The sequence below is a fragment of the Paraburkholderia sp. BCC1876 genome (genome assembly GCF_902833695.1).
Classification (GTDB): Bacteria; Pseudomonadota; Gammaproteobacteria; order Burkholderiales; family Burkholderiaceae; genus Paraburkholderia.
This window is the reverse complement of the sequence record NZ_CADFGI010000006.1, coordinates 1-23,028: the sequence shown is the minus strand read 5'-3', so window position 1 is coordinate 23,028 and position 23,028 is coordinate 1. Positions and strand designations below refer to the sequence as shown.

At 59.4% G+C, this 23,028-nt stretch carries 21 protein-coding genes and 2 pseudogenes; 12 read left to right on the top strand and 11 right to left on the bottom strand.

The annotated features are described in order from the left end of the window. Positions 1-3 precede the first annotated feature (3 nt). Together iolE and iolB are read left to right on the top strand one after the other, a co-directional pair. Positions 4-930 carry a myo-inosose-2 dehydratase gene (gene iolE / locus HWY05_RS21885; RefSeq protein WP_176059614.1) on the top strand — a complete coding sequence of 309 codons (927 nt, stop codon included), beginning with the start codon at positions 4-6 and terminating at the stop codon, positions 928-930. Then, positions 927-1,727, top strand: coding sequence for a 5-deoxy-glucuronate isomerase (gene iolB / locus HWY05_RS21880; protein WP_176059613.1), 801 nt, complete (start codon positions 927-929; stop codon positions 1,725-1,727). Before iolE ends, iolB begins: the two co-directional genes overlap by 4 nt. Before the next feature lie 68 nt (positions 1,728-1,795). On the opposite strand, the gene HWY05_RS21875 is transcribed toward iolB, so the two are convergent. From HWY05_RS21875 to HWY05_RS21855, 5 genes are all read right to left on the bottom strand, one after another. After that, positions 1,796-4,105, bottom strand: coding sequence for a hypothetical protein (locus HWY05_RS21875; RefSeq protein WP_176059612.1), 2,310 nt, complete (start codon positions 4,103-4,105; stop codon positions 1,796-1,798). Positions 4,106-4,612: 507 nt separating this feature from the next. Further along, positions 4,613-4,996, bottom strand: coding sequence for a nuclear transport factor 2 family protein (locus HWY05_RS21870; RefSeq protein WP_035547032.1), 384 nt, complete (start codon positions 4,994-4,996; stop codon positions 4,613-4,615). A 240-nt stretch (positions 4,997-5,236) separates the two neighbouring features. Beyond that, the gene (locus HWY05_RS21865; RefSeq protein ID WP_176059611.1) at positions 5,237-6,967 is read right to left on the bottom strand and encodes an ABC-F family ATP-binding cassette domain-containing protein; all 1,731 of its coding nucleotides are present in this window, start codon (positions 6,965-6,967) and stop codon (positions 5,237-5,239) included. A 456-nt stretch (positions 6,968-7,423) separates the two neighbouring features. Then, positions 7,424-7,711, bottom strand: coding sequence for a hypothetical protein (locus HWY05_RS21860; RefSeq protein ID WP_176059610.1), 288 nt, complete (start codon positions 7,709-7,711; stop codon positions 7,424-7,426). A 271-nt stretch (positions 7,712-7,982) separates the two neighbouring features. Beyond that, complete coding sequence (locus tag HWY05_RS21855; RefSeq protein WP_176059609.1) at positions 7,983-8,876, bottom strand: LysR substrate-binding domain-containing protein; 894 nt, start codon at positions 8,874-8,876, stop codon at positions 7,983-7,985. A gap of 132 nt (positions 8,877-9,008) precedes the next feature. On the opposite strand from HWY05_RS21855, the pseudogene HWY05_RS21850 reads away from it, so the two are divergent. Next, positions 9,009-9,638, top strand: a pseudogene (locus HWY05_RS21850) (NAD(P)H-dependent oxidoreductase); the annotation flags it as partial. A 40-nt stretch (positions 9,639-9,678) separates the two neighbouring features. Here the strand turns inward: HWY05_RS21850 and HWY05_RS21845 are convergent. Then, on the bottom strand, positions 9,679-10,023 hold the full coding sequence (locus tag HWY05_RS21845) for a VOC family protein (protein ID WP_035549257.1): 345 nt from the start codon (positions 10,021-10,023) through the stop codon (positions 9,679-9,681). A gap of 241 nt (positions 10,024-10,264) precedes the next feature. Here HWY05_RS21845 and HWY05_RS21840 point away from each other — a divergent pair, with 241 nt between their 5' ends. Further along, positions 10,265-10,927 (top strand): ureidoglycolate lyase, encoded by a 663-nt coding sequence (locus HWY05_RS21840; RefSeq protein ID WP_035547040.1) that lies wholly within the window; start codon positions 10,265-10,267, stop codon positions 10,925-10,927. Positions 10,928-10,979: 52 nt separating this feature from the next. On the opposite strand, the gene HWY05_RS21835 is transcribed toward HWY05_RS21840, so the two are convergent. Then, positions 10,980-11,591 carry a TetR/AcrR family transcriptional regulator C-terminal domain-containing protein gene (locus HWY05_RS21835; protein WP_176059607.1) on the bottom strand — a complete coding sequence of 204 codons (612 nt, stop codon included), beginning with the start codon at positions 11,589-11,591 and terminating at the stop codon, positions 10,980-10,982. Between the two features lie 65 nt (positions 11,592-11,656). Between HWY05_RS21835 and HWY05_RS21830 the strand changes: the two genes are divergently transcribed. From HWY05_RS21830 to HWY05_RS21820, 3 genes are all read left to right on the top strand, one after another. Continuing rightward, on the top strand, positions 11,657-13,234 hold the full coding sequence (locus HWY05_RS21830; protein ID WP_176059606.1) for an FAD-dependent monooxygenase: 1,578 nt from the start codon (positions 11,657-11,659) through the stop codon (positions 13,232-13,234). Positions 13,235-13,461: 227 nt separating this feature from the next. Further along, positions 13,462-13,977 (top strand): DUF2846 domain-containing protein, encoded by a 516-nt coding sequence (locus tag HWY05_RS21825; protein ID WP_176059605.1) that lies wholly within the window; start codon positions 13,462-13,464, stop codon positions 13,975-13,977. 304 nt (positions 13,978-14,281) lie between these two features. Beyond that, a complete protein-coding gene (locus tag HWY05_RS21820) occupies positions 14,282-14,749 on the top strand; it encodes a nuclear transport factor 2 family protein (RefSeq protein ID WP_176059604.1) in 468 nt (155 codons plus the stop codon). An 833-nt stretch (positions 14,750-15,582) separates the two neighbouring features. On the opposite strand, the gene HWY05_RS21815 is transcribed toward HWY05_RS21820, so the two are convergent. Beyond that, positions 15,583-16,608 carry a DUF4274 domain-containing protein gene (locus HWY05_RS21815; protein ID WP_176059603.1) on the bottom strand — a complete coding sequence of 342 codons (1,026 nt, stop codon included), beginning with the start codon at positions 16,606-16,608 and terminating at the stop codon, positions 15,583-15,585. 359 nt (positions 16,609-16,967) lie between these two features. Further along, positions 16,968-17,231, bottom strand: a complete 264-nt coding sequence (locus HWY05_RS21810) for a hypothetical protein (protein ID WP_176059602.1) — start codon at positions 17,229-17,231, stop codon at positions 16,968-16,970. 337 nt (positions 17,232-17,568) lie between these two features. On the opposite strand from HWY05_RS21810, the pseudogene HWY05_RS21805 reads away from it, so the two are divergent. Both HWY05_RS21805 and HWY05_RS21800 read left to right on the top strand, forming a co-directional pair. After that, positions 17,569-17,721 (top strand): annotated as a pseudogene (locus HWY05_RS21805) (IS3 family transposase); the annotation flags it as partial. A 128-nt stretch (positions 17,722-17,849) separates the two neighbouring features. Further along, positions 17,850-18,083: a hypothetical protein gene (locus HWY05_RS21800; protein WP_176059601.1), complete on the top strand. Its 234-nt coding sequence runs from the start codon at positions 17,850-17,852 to the stop codon at positions 18,081-18,083. Positions 18,084-18,612: 529 nt separating this feature from the next. On the opposite strand, the gene HWY05_RS21795 is transcribed toward HWY05_RS21800, so the two are convergent. Further along, positions 18,613-18,912 carry a hypothetical protein gene (locus tag HWY05_RS21795; RefSeq protein ID WP_176059600.1) on the bottom strand — a complete coding sequence of 100 codons (300 nt, stop codon included), beginning with the start codon at positions 18,910-18,912 and terminating at the stop codon, positions 18,613-18,615. A gap of 475 nt (positions 18,913-19,387) precedes the next feature. After that, positions 19,388-20,359, bottom strand: a complete 972-nt coding sequence (locus HWY05_RS21790; protein ID WP_176059599.1) for a LysR family transcriptional regulator — start codon at positions 20,357-20,359, stop codon at positions 19,388-19,390. Positions 20,360-20,524: 165 nt separating this feature from the next. Here HWY05_RS21790 and HWY05_RS21785 point away from each other — a divergent pair, with 165 nt between their 5' ends. The 3 genes from HWY05_RS21785 to HWY05_RS21775 are packed head-to-tail and all read left to right on the top strand — an operon-like array spanning position 20,525 to position 22,921. Next, entirely contained in the window at positions 20,525-21,514 is a 990-nt protein-coding gene (locus tag HWY05_RS21785; protein ID WP_176059598.1) for an aldo/keto reductase, read from the top strand. Positions 21,515-21,518: 4 nt separating this feature from the next. Continuing rightward, positions 21,519-22,127 (top strand): flavodoxin, encoded by a 609-nt coding sequence (locus HWY05_RS21780; RefSeq protein WP_176059597.1) that lies wholly within the window; start codon positions 21,519-21,521, stop codon positions 22,125-22,127. Between the two features lie 44 nt (positions 22,128-22,171). Continuing rightward, positions 22,172-22,921, top strand: coding sequence for an aldo/keto reductase (locus HWY05_RS21775; protein WP_244146674.1), 750 nt, complete (start codon positions 22,172-22,174; stop codon positions 22,919-22,921). Positions 22,922-23,028 lie beyond the last annotated feature (107 nt).

The following is a 23,028-nucleotide window of genomic DNA, read 5'->3' as shown; positions in this document are numbered from 1 at the left end:
CGCATGACTGCTTTCGACGTACGTATCGGCATCAACCCGCTATCGTGGATGAACGACGATCTGCCTTCGCTCGGCGGCGAGACGCCGCTCGACACGGCGCTGACGGAAGGCCGCCAGATCGGCTATCAGGGCTTCGAACTGGGCAACAAGTTTCCGCGCGAACCGCAGGCGCTGAAGACCCTGCTCGCGCAATACGATCTCGCGCTGGTGTCCGGCTGGTATTCCGGCCGCCTCGCGCGCGGCAGTGTGGAAGATGAAATCACGTCGGTCGGCCCGCATCTGGAACTGCTCGCGCAAAACGGCGCGACGGCGATGGTGTACGGCGAGGTCGCCGATTCGATTCAGGGCGCAGCGCAGCCGCTGTATCAACGGCCGCGTTTTTTCAGCGACGCGCAGTGGGCGGCGTACGCGGCGCGGGTCGATGAATTCGCGCGCTATACGTTAAGCCGTGGCGTGCGGCTGGCGTATCACCATCACATGGGCGCGTATGTCGAAACGCCCGCCGACGTCGATCAGTTGATGGCGCGCACGAGCGATGCCGTCGGCCTGCTGTTCGACGCCGGGCACATTACGTTTGCCGGCGGCGATCCGCTGGCGGTGCTCGACAAACATATCGGCCGCGTGTGCCACGTGCATTGCAAGGACGTGCGCCCCGCCGTGATGAAGCTCGCACGCAATCGCAACTGGAGTTTTCTCGACGCGGTGATTGCCGGCGCGTTCACGGTGCCAGGCGACGGCGCGGTGAATTTCCCGGCGATCATCGAGCGCCTGAAGCGTCACGGTTATCGCGGCTGGCTGGTGGTCGAAGCGGAACAGGACCCAGTGGTCGCGCCGTCGTTCGAGTACGCGCAGAAGGGTTATCGCACGTTGCGCGCGTTGGTGGATGCACCGCTCGACGTTGTGGGCAGCGCGGATCAGGAGGCAGCATGAGTTTATTGGTGAAGGCGCAGCGCGACGGCCAGACGATCGCGCGGGTCACGCCGGAGTCGGCGTGCTGGCGGTATGTGGGCTTCGCCGCTTACCGGTTGGGTGAGAACGAAGTCGTGCATGTGCTCGAAGCGGCGCGCGAGGTGTGTATCGTCGTGCTGACCGGCGCGGTGGATATCGAAACCGCGGACGCCACGTGGACCGCGCTCGGTTCGCGCGACAACGTGTTCGAAGACGCAGCGCCATACGCGGTATATCTACCGCCGGGCGTGCGCGCGACCGTGCGCGCCAATCGCGAAGCGGAGATCGGCGTGGCGAGCGCGCCGGCCAAGGGCCATTTTCCGGCAAGGCTGATCGAACCGGCGTCGATGAAGCGCTCCACGCGCGGCAAGGGCCTGAATACACGTTACGTGTGCGATATTCTTCCGCAGACCGAGCAGGCGGAGTCGTTACTCGTGGTCGAAGTCAGAACGCCGGGCGGACACGCATCGAGCTACCCGCCGCATAAGCACGACACCGACAATGTGCCGCACGAGAGCTCGCTTGAAGAGACTTACTACCATCGGTTGAATCCGCCGCAAGGCTTCGCGTTTCAGCGCGTGTACACCGACATGCGCGATATCGATGAATCGATGGCCGTGGAAAATCACGATGTGGTGATGGTGCCGCGTGGCTACCATCCGGTGATCGTGCCGTATGGTTATGACTCGTACTACCTGAACGTGATGGCCGGCGGGCAACGGGTCTGGCATTTCCGCAACGATCCGGCGCATGAATGGATCATCAATAAAGACGCTTGAAAGACGATTGAGCGTTTGGCGTCACGTCACGGCGTGCCTTGACGCGTCGTGACGCCGCGTGACGTTCGCTACTTTCTCGTGGCCAGGTCGACGTTCAGGCCACCGTCGGTGCCCATTCGCACGGTGCCCTTCGACACGTCACGGCGATAACCGTACAGATCGAACTTCATCACGCCGGGGTTCGAACTGTCCTTGATGAAGGTTCTCGTATTCGTCACCAGCGAATTGAACATCTTCACGTCGCCGGATTCGATCCACACGAAACTCTTGCCCGCATTCGCCGGCGGGCGCGCGGCGGCGATCGCTGCGTCACGCTTGAATTTCAGCACTAAACCTTCATCGCTCACCGTCGCGCTGGCGAGGCGTCCTTGCAGCACCGGCGGCGGAAACACCGTGTACTGGTCGAACACCAGCTCGTTGCCCTTCAACGCGACGCCCTTGCGCGTGAACGGCGTCAGCGACGCCAGCGGAATATCCAGCGCGCGCAGCAAGCCCGCCTGCGGCACGCCCAGCACCTTCACGGAGGTCGGTTCATAGACGAGATGGCGCTCGTCCTTCGCGACGATCGTGCCGCTCATCGTGGTCGGTAGCCATACGCCGGGAAAGTGATTCCACAACTTGATGCCGCCCGTGACTTCGAGCTTGCCGTCGACGGGTTTCAACTGCAGATCGTTCAGCGAGCGCGGCGCGTAGTCGAGCAGGTAGTCGTTGAACAGCGCCGCCATGGCCGGCCAGGGCTCGACCACCTCGCCGCCGATGATATGAATGTCGTACTGATCCGGATCGTCGAGGTCGACGGGTTGGCCCGGATGCTTCGGCACCATCTGCGCGTCCAGCGATCGCACATGAAAACCGATCCGCCCCGCTACGTAGAAGTCGACATTCTCGACGTGAATCAACGGCGCGACGCCCGGCGAATGACGCTCGTCGGTGAACGCTGAGCCGGGCGTCGCCATGCTTTGGCCGCTAAATGCCGCGCGTGTGCCGACCGGAATGGCGCGTGCGATCGAGGCGGTCCTCAAGGTCTGCGGCACGTGTTGCCAGATCAGCCGCGCTTGCGCAAGCGAAGCCTGTTGCGCGCGGATGAAGCTGTCGTTGAAGCGCGCGCCGGCGCTGCCGGTTTGCAGCGGTGTGTCGTTGGCGGCAGCTGTGCTGGCGTTCGCGCTAGCGCTGGCGAGCGTCGAATAGGAAGGCAGATGCACGTCCAGCGCGCCCGCTTCGTCGAAGGTCAGATAACCGGCCGCCATCTGGTCGCGGTAGTGATACAGGTCCAGCACGAACGGCGCGTTGGCGTCGAGCGGCGTGATCGCCATGTCGATGTTCATCGGCATCGACCGCATGAATTTCACGTCACCGCCCTGCACCAGCATGCCGCGGGCGGGCATCGTCGCGGGCCAGTCGATTTTCGGCACCGTGCGGTCGTCCAGCGTGAAGCGCACGCCGGCCGCGCTCGTGTCGATGTGCGTGATCGTCATGCGCAACGCGGGCGGCGGCGTCAGTTTGGCGACCTGCATCACCACGTCGTCGCCGTCCAGACGCGCGATCGGCGTGTCGACTTTCAGCAGGTCGGCCATCTTGACGTGCGCGGCCTGCATCAGCTTGTCGGCGCCGACACCGGCGACTTCGACGTGATCGGCGTGGAACACGAGTTCGTTGGCGTTGCGCATCGACAAGGCGCCGCTCAGCACGATCGGCACCCAGGTCTCGCGATGCATCTCGCCCGTAATGCGCAAGCTGCCGCCGTCTTGCGGCACCACCCGCATGTTGCGCAGCGGCGAGCCCTGGTACTGGAACAGATAGCGGTCGAAAATCGCGGTGAGCTTCGCGCTGTCGAGCGTGACGTCGCCGCGGTGGACGTTGATCGTCACGCTGGTCGGGTCGTCGAAGACGATCGGCTGGCCGGGATGCGCGGGACTCAGCGTCGCCGCCATGTCGTGGATCATGAAGCCGATGTCGCCGGTCACACGAAAGTCGACGTCGCGCGCGAACATCAGCGAACCGTCGATGCCGGAATCGCGCAACGTTAGTGGGCGGGTGCGCTTTTCGGTCATGCCGCTGGCTGACGGCAGGCGGTCGGCGATGGTCTGTTCGGCGGCGAGTTGTTTGGCTTTCGCGAGTTCGAGTGACGGGCGTGACGATGCGGCGGCGCCGTGCGAGGTGTCGGCGGCGGTAACGGCCGCGTCCTGGGACGGCGTTGCGGTGACGGCATTGCCGGTTGCGCTTGCCGTGCTCGCCGCGCTCATCGAAGCGCTCACGGGTTTCGACGAAGTGGACGACGTCTCGGTGGTGCTCGAACTCGCGTCGGCGCAAGCGGACATCAGCAACGCGGCGGTCAACAACGCGACGCCGACGCCAATCGGTGCGCACCACGCTCGCATTTGCCCTGCTCTTCGTGACGTTTGCGACCGTGGTCCATTCAACTCCACCACGCGCCGCCCATTCGCGGCCGCTTCGCCTGTTACGCGTCTCTGTTTCACGATGTCTCCTCCTGAGGCCGCGACGCGTCTCGCGCACGTCGGCTGCGGCATGGTTCGTCGCGCTGACGGCGGCTTTAAACACCACGCCGACGCCGCGCGCCTTTGACCTGATTGTCTTGATTTGTCAGCGCGCTGCCGACAAGATTTCTGGAGGACGCTCACCAAACGATCAAGCGTTTGAATCGCTGCGGTGAGTCAGTGGGAAGCCGCATGGGTCGGGCGTCAGCGCCGTGCCGTGAAACGGCATTCAAACGGCACTCAAACGGCACTGAGGGGCTTAATTTGCGCGAGGCGTGGGATTAGCGGAGACGTAGAGGTCCGCGAGGCGCTCGCTGAAGCCGCAGAAACAATCGTCGATCGATTTGCGGCGCTGCAATAAGCAGGCGGCCTATCGACCGCCTTTGAACATCACGTAGTCTGCTGAACCCATTGCTTACGCCAACTGGGTGCTTCAAAAGGATCCGAAAAATACTGGGTCTCGTGGACGACCTTGCCGTCGTGAAACTCCATGATGCTGACCGTCCAGAACGCTCGACCGTTATACGTGATCTCGTATTCCGTGACCCACAGATTCCCTTCACCTTGAATTCGCCTGACGTCGAATCCGGATGGCTTGTCGGGGTGGTGTCCGCGCAGTGCCTGCAAATTGGATCGGCCGAGAATTCGCTCGCCCGATTGCGGATAGTCGCAGATGGCGTCGTCAGCGTAAATAGCGTGCTCCGCGTCCAGATCGCCGGCCGCCGATGCGCGCCAGTGCGCATTCAAGGCTTCACGCAATTGCTCTTCCTGCATGGCAACACCTCCGCACGATTTCGTGCCCCGCGATGAAGGACTCACGCGATGAAGCCGTCAAAACGGCCACGGTTGATTCGTCACCAGGTAGCCGCTGTCAGGGTCGAACCGGGCCCTGAACAACAGGTGGATTGGCTAATTCAGTGTAGCAAATGAATCGCTGCTGAATGACGCCGACTGGTAACGGCAGGAATTGCACCGTTTACCAGCCGGGCCCCAAAAAGATTCTTCACTCAGGTTTTACAAACCCAACGATTCCTCCAATCGCCGCATCTCCTGCTGCCATTCCTGCTGCAAATGAGACTTCTGATGCTTCGGTTTACGCGCCCGGTCCGTCTCCAGCCACGCCTCCAATTGGCACCAGCGCTGCCACTGCACTTCGGCCTCGTCACTAGCGAAAGTGGACTGCGCAACCAGATCGGGCAGCGCAGCCGGAGCAGTTTCGGATCGCACCTTGCCGCCTGTGGCGAACAGACTCTGATAAGCACTCGCGGCATCCGGCCATTCCTGGACGCGACCCTTGCTGATTACCCAGAAACGGTTGCAACTGTTTTCGATCAGTTCACGGTCGTGCGAAACCAGCAGAAAACCACCAGCGAAAGCAGCGAGCGCTACCGCGAGTTCACGCTTGCCGTCCAGATCCAGGTGATTGGTCGGTTCATCGAGCCATAACAGGTGATAGCTGGCCATGGACAGCGCCAGGAACAGCAACCGCGCGCGCTCACCGCCGCTGAGCGTGGCCACCTTCTGGCCGTGTCGCGAATAGGCGAACCCCGCCGAGATCAGGGCTTGCCGTCGCTCCCGGTCGCCAACCGGTGCGAACTTGTAAAGGGCGTCGGCTAGTGTCGCTTCGTCGGCCAGTTGACGCAGCGACTGATCGTAGTAGGCGATGCTCGCCGCAGGGTGATAGCGCCAGCCTGCCCGAGCCTCGCCTGCCTGCACGTCGCTCCAGCACTGCCGCAACAGCGAAGACTTGCCCGCGCCATTGCTGCCCAGAAGCGCGACCTTGTCACCCGGCCGCAGCCACAGCGCGTCCAGCTCAAACAACACGGGCTGGTCGGACTGCGCGCATACCTGCAGGCCTTCGAATGCCTGCAGATTGTCGGCGGCCAGCGATTTCCCTTGCAATGTCAGGCGCCACGGACTGCCACGACTGACGAAGGTCTGATCGTCTTTCAGCTTATCGGCGCGCCGCTGTATGTTCCTGGCCTGACGCACCAGCTTTTCATTGTCATGCTCGCGACCCCAGATGGCGACGCGTTTGCTGCTGGCGGTCAGTCGGTCGATTTCCTTTTGCTCGCCGGCATGGCGCAACTGCGCCGCCGCGTCGGCTTCGGCCAAGGCGATTAATGCCCGGCTGCACGGCAAATCGAAGCTGTACAACTGCTGATCGCGCAGAATCCAGCTCTTGTCGCTGAGCGTGTCCAACAGCCGCGGATCATGCGACACGAGAATGAAACCGCCCTGCCAACGTCCCAGGAAATCCTCCAGCCACAGCAGCGACGGCAGGTCCAGATGGTTGCTGGGTTCATCCAGTAACAGCAGGTTAGGCTCTTGCAACACGGCTCGCCCCAGCAGCAGGCGCGTATGCTGACCGCCGCTCAGGCTGGCCACGGACGTGTCGGCGGCCTCAGGCAATCCCAGTTCGTTCAGCAGACTGTCGACTCGCCAATGTTGTTCCGGCTGTTTGTCTATCGCTTCCAGAAGGGCCTCGCGCGCCGTCAGGTTCGCCAGCCGCGGCGGCAGATGTTGCTCGACATGCTGCAGGCGGCACTGCCCAGCATATTGCACGCTGCCGGCACTGGGCTCACGGCTGCCGGCCAATACGCCGAGCAAACTGCTTTTGCCGCAGCCGTTATGGCCCAATAGACCAATGCGGTCGCCCAGTTTTACGGTAAAGGAAAGGTCGTGGAATAGCGGGCCGTGGCCGCTTTCCAGTTGCACGGAAAGTGCGGAAATCAGGGTTGTCATGCTTTGCTCTCGTTTCTGCGGGACGTGTTTGTCCCTGTCAACAGGAGCGCTGGCGACAACAATGGAATCGAGAAAGAACTCGACCAGACGGAGTGGGCTTTGCTCTGACCAGGTTATCGCAGCGCGATGGAACGCAGGTGAGAGCAGGCAAATGTGCTGGACCAATGTACCAACATCATCGGGTACAAAAGCAGAACCATATTTACCTCCTTTTTCAGAAAGAGTTAAGGTCTGCGCAGTGTAATCGGGCTTGGGTGAACTGGACAAGTCGTGCGGTGAAATCCGTTTTGAACGGATAAAACGAAAGCCTCTTTTGAGGAACGCAAATCGGCGCGTCGATTCATCGAACGATCAATGCAATCGGCGACGAACGCTATTTCCTTAACGCCAGCGATAACGACGCCGGGCTGAACAAGGTATGCACAGCCAGAACGTCGTCATCATCCTTAATCGCTGTTATTGAGCAGCCGGCGATACGGTGCTCGGGGTCGCCAACGTGTTGTGGCTTCCCGGCAGGTTGGTCAGGGACGCCGCGCTATTGCTTGAGCTATTCGAATTCGACGACCCGGCGCTTGTGCCGCTTTCCGAGTTGACGGCGCCAGGTGTGCCGTAACCGCTTGTTGTTGCAGCGACCGGCGACGTGGTGCTCGGCGTCGCCAGCGTGTTGTTGCTCTGCGCATAAGCGCCGGCCGACAGCGTGAGCGCGGCGACGGCCGCGATTAATGTGCCAGTTGTCTTGATCATGTCCCGCTCCTTTTTGATTTGGACTCGAATTGCGGCGTAAACGACCCATTCGCCGTTCTGCGCGGCGGTCGTTGCCGGCCTGATTCGTGGCGATCGAACTTGTTTGCCCCTCGCAGTTGTACGCGTGGCGCAAACCCTGGATCACCGCACAGCTAGTCTAGGAAAACGGTCGCGAATAATTAAGCGCTTTCTTCGCAAGGGATAATTTCTATTTCCGGAATTAAGCGGTGGGGGTTCTGATCGCCGTTGGGATGTGCAGATAGCGCTAAACCTAAGCATTTTTCGCAGCAACCAGACTGCGTTTCCCCGCCCCCATCCGCACATCGACTTCCTGGAAAATCGCCTCGGCGAATTCCACCGCAGCGGGTTTCTCCGCGTCATACATCATGACGAATTCGATATCTGGCAGTTCCGGCAAACCTTCGCTCACGCCGAGCTCGCGGAGTTCGTCATCGATCACGCTACGTGGCACCGGTGCGATGGCAATCCCCGCTCGGGCGAATGCCCGAATACCCATCACACTCGGACTTTCACACGCGATGCGATACGGCATGTCGGCCAACGCGAGTGCCTTGACGGCCGCCTCCCGAAATGGACACGGATCGGGAAAACACGCTAATGGCACATCGCCTTCGGGAAGCGGCTCATGACGGGCAAACGCCCAGGCGAGCGGCTCTCGCCAAAGCGTCGTGCCGGCATTTGACGCAGAACACCGGCTGCCGATCACCAGATCGAAATCGCCATTCGCGTGCCGTCGAAACAGACTGTCGCCAATGTCGACGGTGAGATCCAGCAGCAATCCACGGCGCGCGGCGCTAAAACGACGCATCGCGTCGGGCAGCCATCCGCCCGCAAAATCCTCCGATGCGGCAATGCGCAGCTTGCCACCGTAGGCATCGCCCGCGCCCAATCGGGTCCTGGCCTCTTCGCTGAGATTAAGCATGGCCCGCGCGTAGCCAAGCAGCGTCTGGCCATGCTCCGTGAGCGCGACGCGACGCGTATTGCGCACAAGTAGCGCGCGCCCGATTTGCTCCTCGAGACGAACCACCTGGGCGCTCACCGCGGATTGACTCAAATGCAGCCGGCGACCGGCGCCGGTGAAGCTCCGGGCATCGGCGACGACAACGAACGTAAGAAGGAGCGCGGTATCGAGCGGGCTGTCCATTGATCACCAAACCGGGTTAATTCAAGCAATTAATATCGTTTCTAAATTATAAGCCGGCTCGGTACGCTACGAATCACGGCGAGCGACCACGCATTCCGCCGGTCGCCGCCACCTCTCGTCAGGACTGATTTCATGACTCGCGTTCTCTATATCGAAGGCTCACCCAACAAGGGCTACTCGGCGTCCATCGAGGTGTGTAACGCGTTTCTCGATGCGTACCGCCTGGCGCATCCCGATCACGATATTCAAAAGCTCGACCTATGGGACGCGCCGCTTCCCGAATTCGATGCGGACGCCCTCGCAGCGAAATACGCCGGGTTGAGCGGGACGCCGTTGACGCCGAACCAGGCCGCGGCATGGCAGCGCATTGAAGCTCTCGCGGCACCCTTTCACGAAGCAGACAAATTTCTGTTCGGCGTGCCGTTGTGGAATTTCAGCATCCCGTACAAGCTGAAACATCTGATCGACCTGATCTCGCAGAAAGACGTGCTGTTCTCATTCGATAGCTCGGGTTTTACCGGCATGCTGCGCGGGAAAAAAGCGGCCGTCGTTTATGCGCGCGGCCTCAGCTATACGTCGCCAGGCTCGCTGACGCCGGCCAGCGAGTTCGACCTCCAGCGTCCTTACATGGAAACGTGGCTGAAATTCGTGGGCGTGGAGGACGTCGCGGGCATCGTCGTCGAACGCACGCTGCTGGGTCCCGAGGGAAAGGTCGACCGAAGCCGTGCAATCGAAGAAGCCCGCGCGATCGCACGCGAGTTCCGAACGTGCGGGCTGCGGCCGAAATTGATGGAAGAAACGCCTAATCGTGGCACGTGCAAACTTCGAATTCGTGGCCGTCGGGGCTTGCCAGAACGACGCTGGTCATCGCGTCGTTTAACTGCATGACGACGGTTGCCCCGAGAGACTTGGCGCGGTCCAGAAAAGCCGGCAGGGAGGACGCATCGAATTCGAACACGGGCACGCTTGCACTACCAACTAACTCATCGCCAAAATCATTCAGCAATAACCCGAGCCGAACGCCGCCGATTGAAAACTCGGCCCACTTCTCCGACTTGCGATTCGGCGAAAGTTCTAACAGCTTTTCCCAGAACGTGATCGACCGCTCCATGTCCATCACTTTGAAATAAATGGTTCTAATGCGCATTGAATTTTCCAGGACGAGTATTTGGAAGACCCACAAGATCACATACGTTAAACAGAAAAGATACTGCCGAGTCATTGCCCGAGATCCAAACCACGGTGTCGAGTCAACAGAGCTTTCAAATGCCTTCGTCGACGTCCCTGCAAAGCAAGTTTGCCCGCAGCACGATGTATGTGGCCAACGCGTGGCCGAAGCGCGGCCACGCATTCACGAAGCGTGTGTTCCTGACGTGTAGACTATTTCGATGACCCAAGAAATCGACTACCTCAACCCCGCCCTTCCGCATGGGCTCCGCCGCGTGACCATGCCTGTGGTCGACGCGACCCCGCAGACGCTCCACGGATTTGGCAGGCTCGTTGCAGACCCGAACGATTGCGCAGTCGAAATCGTACAGTGGCCGGCAGTGGGATCGAGGCCGATCGATCCCGGCACCGGTGACGAAGCCGGTACGACCGACGGCACCTTCATCAGCGAATGGCGCGGCGACATTCTCTACGGCCGAAACGAGGCCGTGGGCGGCAACTACATCCTCGCGTACGCCACGGAGCCCGAAGCGGCCCGCGAAGACCACGCCGCCGCACCGCAGCGCATGTTGCTCTGGCACGCGAACTATCACCCGGACGGTGGACAGCTCTTCTTTCCGCTCGACGGTCGCCCGTTCTACGTGCCCCTGGCATTACCAGGCGACGACATTGCGCCAGAGAACTTCGTGTGCTTTCGTTTCGATGGACGGCAGGGTCTCTACATCCATCCGAACATCTGGCATGAAGGGGTGTTCACCCTTGAAGGCACCCAGCGCTTCTTCGACAAACAAGGCGCCGTACACGCGCGCGTCTCTGTCGACTTCGCCCGCGAGTTTGCGTGTCTTCTCGAAGCGCCGATCCATAACGACGCCGCGCCCCTTTGAGGCCGCAACCTTCAGCGTGAAACGAAACTTCTCGCCTCATGGCGAGAAGCGGCTACCGGCTGCAAAGACCGCTAACTAGCAGTCCGAGCCCAAATTCAAAGGCCACATCGGGATCGATCGGATCGATCGCCGGGCCGGCATCTTCCACCTGAGCGGTCTTACCTTTGCCGACCTCTTTGCGTTTAGGTTCGGGCGACGCACTACGAACGTCACGCGCCTGCTCCTCCAGCACGCAGCCCACGGTGAACTGGCCCGCGGCCAGCAACGCCATCTGCGCATCCGATTCGCTAAACCCCGCGTTCACCAGGTAGGCCACTTTCGGCAGGATCCGCGCGAGCTCCGCCTGGTTCGGTGTCGTGCCGGCGTGCAGCAATGCGCCGTCGCGATGGGCGAGGAGCGCACGGCGAAAGCTGCGCGCGTTGTCGGCAAACCAGACCGGCCAATCCGCGATGTCCTCGGGCACGCCGATCGTGTGATGCCGCGCCAGCACCAGGGAAGCCATCTCGCCGAGCAGCGCCGACTTGTCACGGAAGTGCCAGTAGAGCGTGGCCGACTCCACACCGAGTTTCTCGGCAAGACGTCTCGTCGATAACCCGTCGAGGCCGACCAGGTCGAGGAGTTCAAGCGCCGCACTCGCCACTTCGTCACGTCGAATTTTTGCCATGCTTGACTCTCTATCAGTGATAGATATACTTATCGATGATAGATTTTACCATCAAGGAGTCGCGCATGACCGTTCTCCCTACCCGCACATCGGTGCTGATCGTCGGCGGCGGATTGGTCGGCCTGTCGGCCGGCCTGTTCCTGCAACGTCTGGGCGTTCCCTTCATCCTCATCGAGAAAAACGAGGGCGTTTCGCTGCTGCCGCGCGCCCGCGGCATCCATCTGCGAACCATGGAACTGTTTCGCCAGATTGGCGTTGAAGACGCGGTCAAGGCGGCGACGGTTGCGGCCTGGAAACAGGGCGGCTTCGGCGGTGCGCGACGCGGGCGCACGCTGATGGACGCGCAGTCGATCGTCGACGTCTCCACCATGCGCGTGAAGATGGCCGCGGCCGGCGCGTCACCGTCGAGTTTCGGCGCGTGCCCGCAGACGTTGATCGAACCGGTGCTGCGCCAGCACCTCGAAGCGCGAGGCGGCGACGTGCGCTTCGGCCATGAAGTCGTGTCGTTCGTCGAGTCGGGCGATGCGGTGGTCGCCACCGTACGCGGCCGGGATGGGCAGGAGACGGTCATTGAGGCCGCCTGGTTGCTCGGCGCCGATGGCGGGCGCAGTTTCGTGCGCAGGCAGTTGGGCATCGGCATGATTGAGACGCCCGCCCCGCAGCATCTGCTCAATATCTTCTTCCGCGCCGATCTGGCCGCGGCCGTGGAAGGCCGCACATTCAGCCAGTGCGAGATCGCGAACGAGAAGGTGCGCGGTCTTTTTCTGGCGATGAACAACACGGACAGGTGGTCGTTCCATCTGGAATACGACCCATCCCAAGGGCCGCCGGCCGACAGCGAACTGCCCGACCTGGTGCGCGCCGCGATCGGTCTGGACGATGTCGACATCGAGATTCTTAGTCATGGCGCGTGGAGCACCGGCGTGTCCATTGCGCAGCGTTATCGATTGGGCCGCGCTTTTCTGTGCGGCGACGCGGCGCACTTGATGCCGCCGTGGGGTGGCTTCAATGCGACCACCGGCATTGCCGATGCGCACAATCTCGCGTGGAAGATCGCCGCTACATTGCGCGGTGACGCGGCACCGGCGTTGCTCGATAGCTATGAGACCGAGCGACGACCGCTCGCCGTGCGTAACGGCAGCCAGGCGCTGCTGCGCACGGACTTCGATGCGCGCTTTGGTATCGAAACGCAGACCAACCGCGAGGTGTTCCCTGCGCTGCTCGATGCGGGTGCTTTGTTGTTGCGGCATCGCTATCGCTATCACTATGCAGACGGCGCGCCGTCCGAAGATTCGTCAGCGTTGGTTGGGCATCTGCAAGCGCAGACCGGGACGCGCTTTCCTCACGCCTGGATTCAGCGCGACGGCCAACGAATCTCGACGCTGGACCTCTTCGGCGACAGCTATGTCTTGCTGGCTGGCCCGAACGCTTCGGTGCAGGCATCGAGTCGTGCAAGCCTCAACTCCGCTACGCCCGCAGTTTATGTTGCCGGCAAGGATTTTGAATTCGTCGATTCCGAAGACGACTGGCGCACATTGACGGCTCTGCCCGACGACGGCGCGGTGACGATACGGCCAGATGGTTTTGTTTTGTGCCGCTCGGCATGCCCGGTTCCGCCCACTCATGCGATCAAGTCCAATTAGAGGCTTTATTCGCATCGTTTAATGCGTAATCAAAATGAAGGCTTAAATACTTTCTAAAGATTTCATAACCGCTGACGTTATTTGTCAGTAGAAAGGCAAGCAATGGCGTCCGCGCCAACTCAAAAAATCTTCAGAGAGTCCATCCGGCTATTCGCTGGCTGGAATAGTTGACGGGAGGCTAAGCCTTTCGGCCGACCGTCGACCTTCATTCGCGTGAGAGACCTTGCATGAAAAGCTTCTACCGAACCCTGTTGCTCGCCGGCGGCGCTGCACTGCTCGCGGCGGGTTGCGCGTCCGGGCCGCAATATAAAGACGTGGCGTCGTCGATCCCGACGCTCTCGCCTGACGACGGTCGCATCTACTTCTTCCGCTCGGATTCGTTTGCAGGCGCCATGCTGCAACCCGAGATCAAGCTCAACGACAAGGTGGTCGGCCATTCGAAGGCTGGCGGCTTCTTCTACGTCGACGAACCGGCGGGCAGCTATACCGTCGCCACCTCGACCGAGGTGACAAAGACGATCACGTTCGAGCTGAAGGCCGGCGAGACGAAGTACGTGCGCACGGCAGTCAGCATGGGCGTGCTGGTGGGTCACATCACGCCGACGATCGACTATCCGGAGAACGCGCAGCTGGAAATCCAGACGCTGAAGTACATCGGCGATGCGGCTCCGGCCGTCGCGGCGGGTACGCAGACGAGCGCGACGACGGCTACGTCGACGTCTACGTCTACTGGCAAGATGTAATTGCGGTGGGGAGCGCGGGGTGGGACCCTGACCCATTTGAAGACTGCGATCGGCACCGGGCGACTTGTTGCGGCCATTGACGGCATTCATTCATCAATCAACCGTGGTTTCCCGTGCCCGACGGTCACGTGCTGAGCTATTTAAAGGTGGATGATTTGCTGGATCTTGGTCGTCCTTGCTACTAAGGTAGTTGATACCCCGACGGCGATAAAATTCCTTTTCACCGTTAGCATGATTGCAGTGCCAACAGTTGGCAGGTGGACTCCGAACAAAGATACTCGACGTTTCCACATGAGGTGGTCAAATGGCTCGGTTGATACTTGGCATGACCGCGGCTGCTGTCGTCCTCACGGCGTGCCCTTGTGCGCTGAACGCTGCGACAGTCGACAAGGACCCCGCGAGCACCATCCGCTCCGCCCTGGAGCAGTGGCGCGCAGACTTCAATGCGCGACGTGTAGCACATATCTGCGATCTCTTCGCTCCCGAACTTCGCTACGATTTCTATGGGGCGCCTGAGCGTACCTACGCATTACTCTGTGCCCGTCTCCACCGTGCGCTGGCCGACTCGACGCAATCACTTCATTACGACCTCAGGATTAAAGAGATCATTGTCTCCGGTAACCTCGCGATCGTGCGCCTCACATGGACATCGATCGATACCGAGCGCGGCAAACAGCAGTCTACTGATGAGATCGGGCTCGATGTATTCGGCCGCCAGGCTGACGGTAGCTGGAAAATCATCCGTTATATTGCATATCCCGAGAAAGACTGAGCTGTCGCAGGGGACTCCGCGCATGCTAATTGGCTTGGCGATTTCCTTATCGACCCAACGTCCCAACCCGACCCGTAGCGGTCCATCGGCTATCGTCGATAGCGGCCGTTCAACCTATACAGCTAACGCTGATAGGATGGCGTCCGTGCTCCGTTAATATCGAAGTGAACCGGCCAATGAAATTCGACACTCAAGGAAGAGCGAGCGTCCCCGCGCCCACACCGGCTCTGATCAGACGCTCGATAAAGTCGTTACGAAGCTATGGACCCTCTTCATTTGCGTCTCTGACAGACGACGCCGGCAACTATGTGCAAGTGGCAGGTGGTGGCGTTTCCTGCATGGTTGAGCATTTCGAAATTAACGGAGGAAGGCGCCGCAGAGCATTTCATGACAAACCTAGTCCAGTGCGTCCCGACGGTACTGTCCTGGTGTTCGGTGCGGGTGAAGTTCCTATGCGATCGGATGAATGGTTCATGTCCGACCAGGTCGCGGAAATTTTCCTGGCTTTCCTGAAAGGGAGTCCTTTTCCGTCATATATTGATTGGAGGCCAGCTCCCGGGTTTTGATCTCCATACGAGACTGGCGCGCACCACCTGTAGCTCACCTGCGACGTGTATGAGTGCTTAAAGGCGCATCTGATTACCAACGATCTGGCTAGCGGCGTCCGAAACCGCGCCAGTGTGGACATCGTTTCACCGCAGCTTGCCGGATGTATGCGACTGGCATAAAGCGACCCCTCGCGGTCATTTGGGTCCTCGAACCCACGGCGGCCGCTTTCAAAGTCCAACGGTCACTCAGTAAGTGGCTAGCATGGGCCGTCTTACACATTTTGCCTACGCCTGTTTTTCTTCAATTGAAATCGGCGGCGGAATGAGCTTGGAAGGTCGGCGTGTATCGGGCGTGCCCCGGTCCCATCCATCGCTTTTTCCACCTTTAGCTTCGCGGCCTTGGATCGTCAGGCGCATGGCCTTAGGTATCGCGCAATCAAATTGTTCTTCGTCAAACTTGTCGGGCAGGTACGCCTCGTTTCGAACGGCATTTTCACCATCAAACGAGAATTCGGATCGCGTGTAAAAGCCGTCCAGGAAACGACGACGAATTTCATCCACCAGGTCAAAAGAATCGAGGTCATGAGCGGCAACCCTGGTTCGATCAACATGATCATCCAGAAACTGCCCGGGTCTCGTCAAATAGAAAGCCGTAAGGGCCGTTGCCTTATCACAATCCGGCTGTCTGATGATCCAATGAAGAGGTCCGAGTCCGAAGCCCCAATTCACTTCAGGGACGGCAAGATGCCAATCGTCAGGCGTTGCCTCCTCTGACAGCCATTTCGCATACCCAAGATAAGAAAGGTAATCGGACTCGAATGTCTGTCTTGCGGCCCATTCCCATAGCATTTCTGATGTATCCGCGTAGTCTGATGCGCTTACCTCGATACTTGTGGCCTTATACCTGTTCCCTTCGGCGTACTGTAGGCCCGGCCGTTCGAACTCAATTTGACGAACGAGACCGGTTCTATCAATTTGAACCAGGATATCGTCACCTCTCAGCGTCCTGGCGACATAAGACGAATTTGTACTGGGCAGCTTCCGAGGGAGCATGCGAAAGCCGAGACCGCTGGCCAATACCTCGTCAAGTGTCATGCCGATATGAAAACCGAAAATCGGTATCGTCGCGGGAAAACGGTAGTCAAACTCAACACGTCCGAGTAGCCCCTGAAAGTCGATACGTGCAAGAAACTGATGGCCGACCGAGATCCATCCGCCGGCGGATGGCTGGCACTCCGCACCGACTGCTTCCAATAGCGCCTCAAACGGCATCATCGTCTGAAGCTTCGCGAGGTTCGTGAAAATGCTCATATGGGGCCTCTCAGGTATATCGGCGCGCCGAAATGCTTTGAACGATCTTATCCGATGGCATCGACCTCCGAAGGCGTGCGCAGCTTCCGCGGCGGCATGCCCTTCGGTATAGTCGTTGGTCCCAGTGAAACAATGGATCTCCGTTCCTCGTTTAGATGAGCCGTTCTCCGAATAGACGCGCCCAAAGCGACCGTTTGGGCCGGAGGTACCGTTCCGTCGAGTGACAAAATGCGTCGAACAATGAACGTATTTCGATCGGCTCGCCTAGCGTCACTCTTTTCTGAATTGCCACAAATGCGCCTATGTTAAAAGTGGAGCCCCGCAGATTGAGTACAGGCGTCCTTCCAAAGGCGGGTCCGTTACAAATCATCCATGACCAGACCCAGCTTCTGCGCGAGGGCATCGCCGAACGCAACTCCGAGGGCCTGTAGTTCAAAAACATTGTCATGCCCGAGCCGATCGGCTTTCAAAACGGCTTGAATAATGAATAGCTTCCCGTCGATGCTTTCGTACAGATTTTTTTGACTGTCATCAAGCGGAGCGAGCAGCCACATCCTCATCTCGTCAAATATCGCCAGGTCCGCCTCTGTGAGCGGAGTTGTTTTTTCCAGAGTGTTGCGCATCGTTCACCCATCTCCGCACGTGTGGTTATCCAAGGCAGCCTCAACGCTCCAATTCGCGCCCCCCTACCGCGACGCGAAACGGCGTGCCGTCATAAGACAAGACGTATTCGACGACGCAAACCCGCATCGGACTCGACGATTCCTCAATGCTAACGGCGTGGACTTTGAGCAGTTCACATCACTTCGGGCATGTCGCTCAGAATCTCCGTTTGTGCGCGGATTGACGCATAGAAGCCGCTGTGAAGGCCTTCTTTCGCGTCCGCTGCAACCTGAGGATCGGCCATTCGAACGTCTGTCGGCCCACGCCGGCAACCGATCGGACGCAGCCGCAAACGACCATCGACGCTTCGCCACACGTGAAGAGGCCAGGCGAGCCATCAGCGAATACATCGAACTGTTCTATAACCGGCAACGCACGCAGGCTCGTCTTGATTACCTGTCACCTGTAGCATTCACGCAGCGATACTATCTGAATCAGGTCGCTGCTTAACCCGTTGGCGTCCACGCGTTTCGACCGACCTCATTCGGACCCTTCGCCCTGCACGAGCGAAAAGATGGTGGGTTCTGTCGGATAATCCAGCGTTGAATACATGTTGGAATCCCAGAGAGGGAGTAGCGATGAAAGCCATCCTCGGCCTGCTTTGTGTAGTGGCGTTCGGCGCGGCACTCGGTCCGCTAGGCTGGCTGGTGTGGCTCGACTACTCCCATGCGCTGACCACCGTCCTGACTTATCAACTCGTGATTGCGATCCTAGCCGCCTTACTGATAGGGACGTGCTGCTTGGCAGCCAATTGCTCCTTGAATCGCCGCCCGCGCATATCCTCGATTGCCCAACCGCCACAGCGCGGGTGAGACGGATCTACGCTGCTCGAACCTCGCGCGGACGTGACCGGCAGTATGCGACCCGGAGCGGTCGGTTGGTCTACTACATAGCGGTCATTGGAATTGACGTGATCTATCGTGGCACAAACGTTTTATACGGCCAACCTCGCGCCTGCGTCAGTCGATCATCGTACCGTCGCTGCCTATCAAGCAACTGCATGCTCAAAGCTGCCATACCCATATATTCAAGAACGCGCCAATTAGCATCATCGCCTTTCTCGAACGCCGCCTCGATCGCATCTAAAGCTAGCTCGAATTCGTTGTGGCTCAAGTACTCTTCGAATTCGTGAATTTCGTCAGCGCAGAATCCCTCTGCAGCTTCAAAGGTTGGCTCTCGCTTCGCAAAGGTGCTCTGAGGTCTTGCTCCAACTCGAACGGTAGTCGTGAACGTTTGACATGCGAAAATTCCACCGAATCTAGTGCGCTTATTGTCGACGATTTTCGCCGTAGGGTCGAAGGGCTGTACTTGGCCGACTATTGACCGTGCTCGAGCCTTCCGTCATCGCTTCTTCCCACCACTTCCATCTTTCTGCGGAACGAACCAACCGACGAGAAATAGTGCGAACCCAAATGCAAGATATATCCAATCCATCTGGACTTGCCAGTGCAACTCTGGGTATTGTTGTGCCGTCACCGTGTTGCAAACCATGTGGTATTTGGGACCGACACAAAATTCGGCGTGTCCGAATATGAGCGCGTCGACCAGCGACTTGGTGGCGTATGCAATGACCGCAAAACCGGGAACAAACCGTACCAGTGCTACCCACGAAAAAACAGTGGCGAGTCGCTTTTGGTCCATGCCTCACCTTATAGTCAGCTACGCTAGATTGTCGGCGATTTAGCGCCAACCGTCGACCGTCCGCTCCTGGCCGAATGCTGCTTACGGCGGCCAGTTTGGTGTAGTGACCGATTTCGGAGCGAACTGGTAGTTGGCCACCCTGCCATCTAAAGAAACCTACTCCTAGCCCGATCGAGACAAGGAACACGACTACCGCGCTTACAAGAAGAATCTTGGTTGCTCGCCCCATGTCGGTTGCCCTTTAGGTAACGTCACGTATCGTTTCATGATGTTTTATGCCACAGCAGGGCTTTTTGTCAACGATGCGCCCAAGCGCGTCGAATGGCTGAATATGGCCTTGACCTCCGCCTTTCAGCGATCGGTAGCACCTGACCTAATGCTGACCTTGGAAGGATGCGGCGTAAATGCCCGCTTTATCGCCAGGTTCGGACACGAGGTTAGTGGCCACGTCATGTGCTTGGTCGAATCTATCGTTCTATTCACCACGGCCTGAACGCTTCGCTCGCGGCTTGAACCTCACAAGCTCTTTGTCGGAGAGAACATAGTCGTTGCAATTGTGCAGCCGAGCGATGGCAAGATCGAGAAATGCTCGCACTCGCTTGGGCTGAGCCGTCCTGTTTCCGTAGTAAAGGTGCAATCCGATGTGCGTGCTCATATGTTGCAGAAGAACTGGCACCAGTCGTCCCGCCCGGATATGGGATGCCGCCGAGAAACTTGCGAGCTGACCTATCACTTGTCCCGCGAGGACCGCTTGCACTTCAAGCTCCGTGTCGTTAGTGGCAAACGCGGGAGACATCTGTCGATGTTCCAGTTTTCCATCAACGGTCAAGTACCAAGGCGATACCTTCCCCGTGACCGGATGCCGGAACACGCTGCAGCGGTGCGACGTCAGTTCATCCAATGTCGATGGCGTTCCGTGCGTTTCAATGTATTCGGGCGTCGCACACATGATCATCTGGATGGGAAATAGTTGCCGACCGATCACACCCTCGCTTGCCGATGCCCCTATCCTGAAGCCAACATCGACACGATCCAGTACCCAGTTCCCAATACCGTCGTCGAGTTGGACGTCCGGCTGAATTCCCGGGTGCTCTCGACAGAACGTGTCGAGCAAGGGCATAAGGATGGCGGCGAACGACGATTTCGGACCCACGATGCGCAGCGGACCGGCGACTTCTTCCTTGGACTCTCGCGCCAGGGCAAGAGCCCTGTCGAGTGCCGCCAGAGCCGGTTGCGTATTCTCCAGAAAACGTTGCCCTTCCTCGGTAAGGGCGAGGCTGCGCGTGGTCCGATGCAGCAGGCGGACTCCGAGATGTTGCTCCAGCTGCGCGATGGTCTGACTGGCCGCCTGGGGCGTGACGCCCTGCGCCAGCGCCGCCTGCCGGATGCTGCCAAGTTCCACTGCTTTGGCAAACGTCGCGATAGCCTTGAAGTCGTTAGTGGGCATGTTCAATCCTCCTGCTAAGCGCAACAGCGCGGGCGAGTAGATCTCCAGTATCAATCCCAGCTTGATACTGGAGCAAGGTGAAATCGACTATTCGCTTGAAACCAGGACGCCTAAAGTAAGAGGCATCGGGCCATTGCGCTCGCCGTCTACTGCAAGGAGCACATCTTGAACAAGAGACAACTCGGCCAATCGGGACTGGAAGTTTCGGCGATTGGCCTCGGGTGCATGGGGCTGAGCCACGGCTACGGCCCGGCCACCGATCGAACCCAAGCCGTGGCGTTGATTCGCGCCGCTTTCGACCGCGGCGTGACCTTCTTTGACACCGCCGAGGTTTACGGGCCGTATGTCAATGAGGACGTGGTCGGCGAAGCATTAGCGCCCATTCGCGATCAGGTGGTAATCGCGACGAAGTTCGGCTTCACGTTCGGCGATGACGGAAAGCAGCAAATTCTCAACAGCCGACCGGATCATATCCGGTGGTCCGTCGATGGCATGCTCAAGCGCCTGAAGACCGACGTCATCGACTTGCTGTATCAGCACCGCGTCGATCCTGAAGTGCCTATCGAGGACGTGGCCGGGACCGTCAAGGACCTCATCTCCGAAGGCAAGGTGAAGCACTTCGGCCTATCGGAGGCCGGCGAGCAGACCATCAGGCGTGCGCATGCCGTGCAGCCCGTGACGGCTCTCCAAAGCGAATACTCGATGTGGTGGCGCGAACCCGAAGAAAAGATCCTGCCTATGCTGGAGGAACTCGGCATCGGCTTCGTGCCGTTCAGTCCGCTGGGCAAGGGCTTCCTCACGGGCGCGATCGACAGGAATGCGACGTTCGGCAAGGATGACTTCCGCAGCATCGTTCCCCGTTTCACGCCGGCGGCACTTGAGGCTAATCAGGCGCTGGTCGACGCACTTGGGGGGATCGCCAGGGGCAATGGTGCTACGTCAGCTCAGATCGCACTGGCATGGTTGCTCGCCCAGAAGCCCTGGATCGTCCCGATCCCAGGTACGACCAAATTGCATAGACTGGACGAGAACCTGGGTGCCGCTACGGTGGAACTGTCTGAGTCTGACCTTCAGCTTATTGCACAAGCACTCAGTGCTGTCCAGATTCACGGCGACCGCTACCCCGCTGCCCTGAAGGCTCGAGTCGGGCGTTGACACGATGATGTCCTCTCACGAGCGGAAGCGCCGGGCCATCGTGGCTGCGGTCGCAGCCCTGCCGTTAAGCGGCGCGGTGGCAAAAGACGGGGGTGTCGAGACTGTTCACGCGACGGAATCGCGAATTCTCGTCGCCTACTTTTCTCGCTCCGGCAACACGCAGGTCATCGCCGGGCTGTTACAGCGAGCGTTCAAAGCGAACGTGTTCGAGATACGACCCGCCGACCCTTACCCCGCTGAGTATCTCGCGGCCGTCGAACAGGCCCGACAGGAGCGGGACAGTGGTGTCGAGCCAAGGCTTGCGGCACGCGTTTCGGACATAAGTCGCTACGACCGTGTTTACCTCGGCTTCCCGATTTGGGGAGAAACGGTACCACCAATAATTCGCACTTTTTTGGCGACCCACGAACTGGCGGGCAAGACGCTCACCCCATTCGTCACCCACGGTGGATATGGCCTCGGAAACAGTATGTCGGTGCTCGCCAGCAACGCGCCGCGCACAGAGGTCAGCAGGCCATTCGTCATGCAAGCGGATCAGGAGCGCAGGACGATGAACCTCGTTAATGAGTGGCTTGACGAGACCGGCCTGGACAAGAAATCCCCGGCATCCTGAGCACTCCTCTGAGCGCCAACGACTTTCAACTTTAAGGACCGACCATGCAAGAAGTGACACTGAACAATGGGATGAAGATGCCGATTCTCGGTTATGGCGTCTTCCAGATCGCGGATGAAGCGGAATGCGAACGCTGCGTCGTGGACGCGGTGCAGGCAGGTTATCGCCTGATCGATACGGCTGCATCCTACAAAAACGAGGAGGCGGTGGGACGAGGCCTCAAACATTGCGGTGTACCGCGTGACCAGCTTTTCGTCACCAGCAAGCTATGGGTTGAAGACGCCAGCTATGAACGCGCCCGCATTGCCATTGACAAGTCGTTGAAGCGGCTCGACACGGATTATCTCGACCTGTTTCTGATCCATCAGCCGTTCTCGGACGTTCACGGCGCGTGGCGAGCGATGGAGGAGGCGCATCGCGCCGGTAAGCTGCGTGCGATCGGACTGAGCAATTTCCAGCCGGATCGTCTGATGGACATCACGGCATTTAACGAAGTGAAACCAGTCGTCAACCAGATTGAAGTCAACCCTTTCCACCAGCAGGCTGAGAGCGTCGACTTCATGCGTGAGATCGACGTGCAGCCGCAGGCTTGGGCTCCCTTCGCCGAAGGTCGGAACAACCTGTTTCAGAACGAGCACCTTGTAGCGATTGCTCAGCGCTACGGCAAAACCGTTGGACAAGTCGTCCTGCGATGGCTGGTCCAACGCGGCATCGTCGCTCTCGCGAAGTCCGTGCGGAAAGAGCGGATGCTGGAGAATCTGGCCGTCTTCGACTGCGTGTTGTCGGCGGTGTAAAACCGCTTAAAGATGGCGTCGCAAGGTTGAGCAAAGCGCTCAACAATAAGGGGGCCGTGTGGCCCCCTCGTGGTTGATGATGTGATGTGCAACGAATCCGCTAGAAC

Bases quoted from the DNA above. Each gene is read 5' to 3' on its own strand.
- HWY05_RS21795 (WP_176059600.1), bottom strand. From the start codon at position 18,912: ATGGACCAAAAGCGACTCGCCACTGTTTTTTCGTGGGTAGCACTGGTA.
- HWY05_RS21800 (WP_176059601.1), top strand. From the start codon at position 17,850: ATGAAAGCCATCCTCGGCCTGCTTTGTGTAGTGGCGTTCGGCGCGGCA.
- HWY05_RS21870 (WP_035547032.1), bottom strand. From the start codon at position 4,996: ATGCAGGAAGAGCAATTGCGTGAAGCCTTGAATGCGCACTGGCGCGCA.
- iolB (WP_176059613.1), top strand. From the start codon at position 927: ATGAGTTTATTGGTGAAGGCGCAGCGCGACGGCCAGACGATCGCGCGG.
- HWY05_RS21845 (WP_035549257.1), bottom strand. From the start codon at position 10,023: ATGCGCATTAGAACCATTTATTTCAAAGTGATGGACATGGAGCGGTCG.
- HWY05_RS21790 (WP_176059599.1), bottom strand. From the start codon at position 20,359: ATGCCCACTAACGACTTCAAGGCTATCGCGACGTTTGCCAAAGCAGTG.
- HWY05_RS21810 (WP_176059602.1), bottom strand. From the start codon at position 17,231: ATGCGCAACACTCTGGAAAAAACAACTCCGCTCACAGAGGCGGACCTG.
- HWY05_RS21860 (WP_176059610.1), bottom strand. From the start codon at position 7,711: ATGATCAAGACAACTGGCACATTAATCGCGGCCGTCGCCGCGCTCACG.
- iolE (WP_176059614.1), top strand. From the start codon at position 4: ATGACTGCTTTCGACGTACGTATCGGCATCAACCCGCTATCGTGGATG.
- HWY05_RS21875 (WP_176059612.1), bottom strand. From the start codon at position 4,105: ATGCGAGCGTGGTGCGCACCGATTGGCGTCGGCGTCGCGTTGTTGACC.
- HWY05_RS21775 (WP_244146674.1), top strand. From the start codon at position 22,172: ATGCAAGAAGTGACACTGAACAATGGGATGAAGATGCCGATTCTCGGT.
- HWY05_RS21855 (WP_176059609.1), bottom strand. From the start codon at position 8,876: ATGGACAGCCCGCTCGATACCGCGCTCCTTCTTACGTTCGTTGTCGTC.
- HWY05_RS21865 (WP_176059611.1), bottom strand. From the start codon at position 6,967: ATGACAACCCTGATTTCCGCACTTTCCGTGCAACTGGAAAGCGGCCAC.
- HWY05_RS21820 (WP_176059604.1), top strand. From the start codon at position 14,282: ATGGCTCGGTTGATACTTGGCATGACCGCGGCTGCTGTCGTCCTCACG.
- HWY05_RS21780 (WP_176059597.1), top strand. From the start codon at position 21,519: ATGATGTCCTCTCACGAGCGGAAGCGCCGGGCCATCGTGGCTGCGGTC.
- HWY05_RS21835 (WP_176059607.1), bottom strand. From the start codon at position 11,591: ATGGCAAAAATTCGACGTGACGAAGTGGCGAGTGCGGCGCTTGAACTC.
- HWY05_RS21830 (WP_176059606.1), top strand. From the start codon at position 11,657: ATGACCGTTCTCCCTACCCGCACATCGGTGCTGATCGTCGGCGGCGGA.
- HWY05_RS21825 (WP_176059605.1), top strand. From the start codon at position 13,462: ATGAAAAGCTTCTACCGAACCCTGTTGCTCGCCGGCGGCGCTGCACTG.
- HWY05_RS21840 (WP_035547040.1), top strand. From the start codon at position 10,265: ATGACCCAAGAAATCGACTACCTCAACCCCGCCCTTCCGCATGGGCTC.
- HWY05_RS21815 (WP_176059603.1), bottom strand. From the start codon at position 16,608: ATGAGCATTTTCACGAACCTCGCGAAGCTTCAGACGATGATGCCGTTT.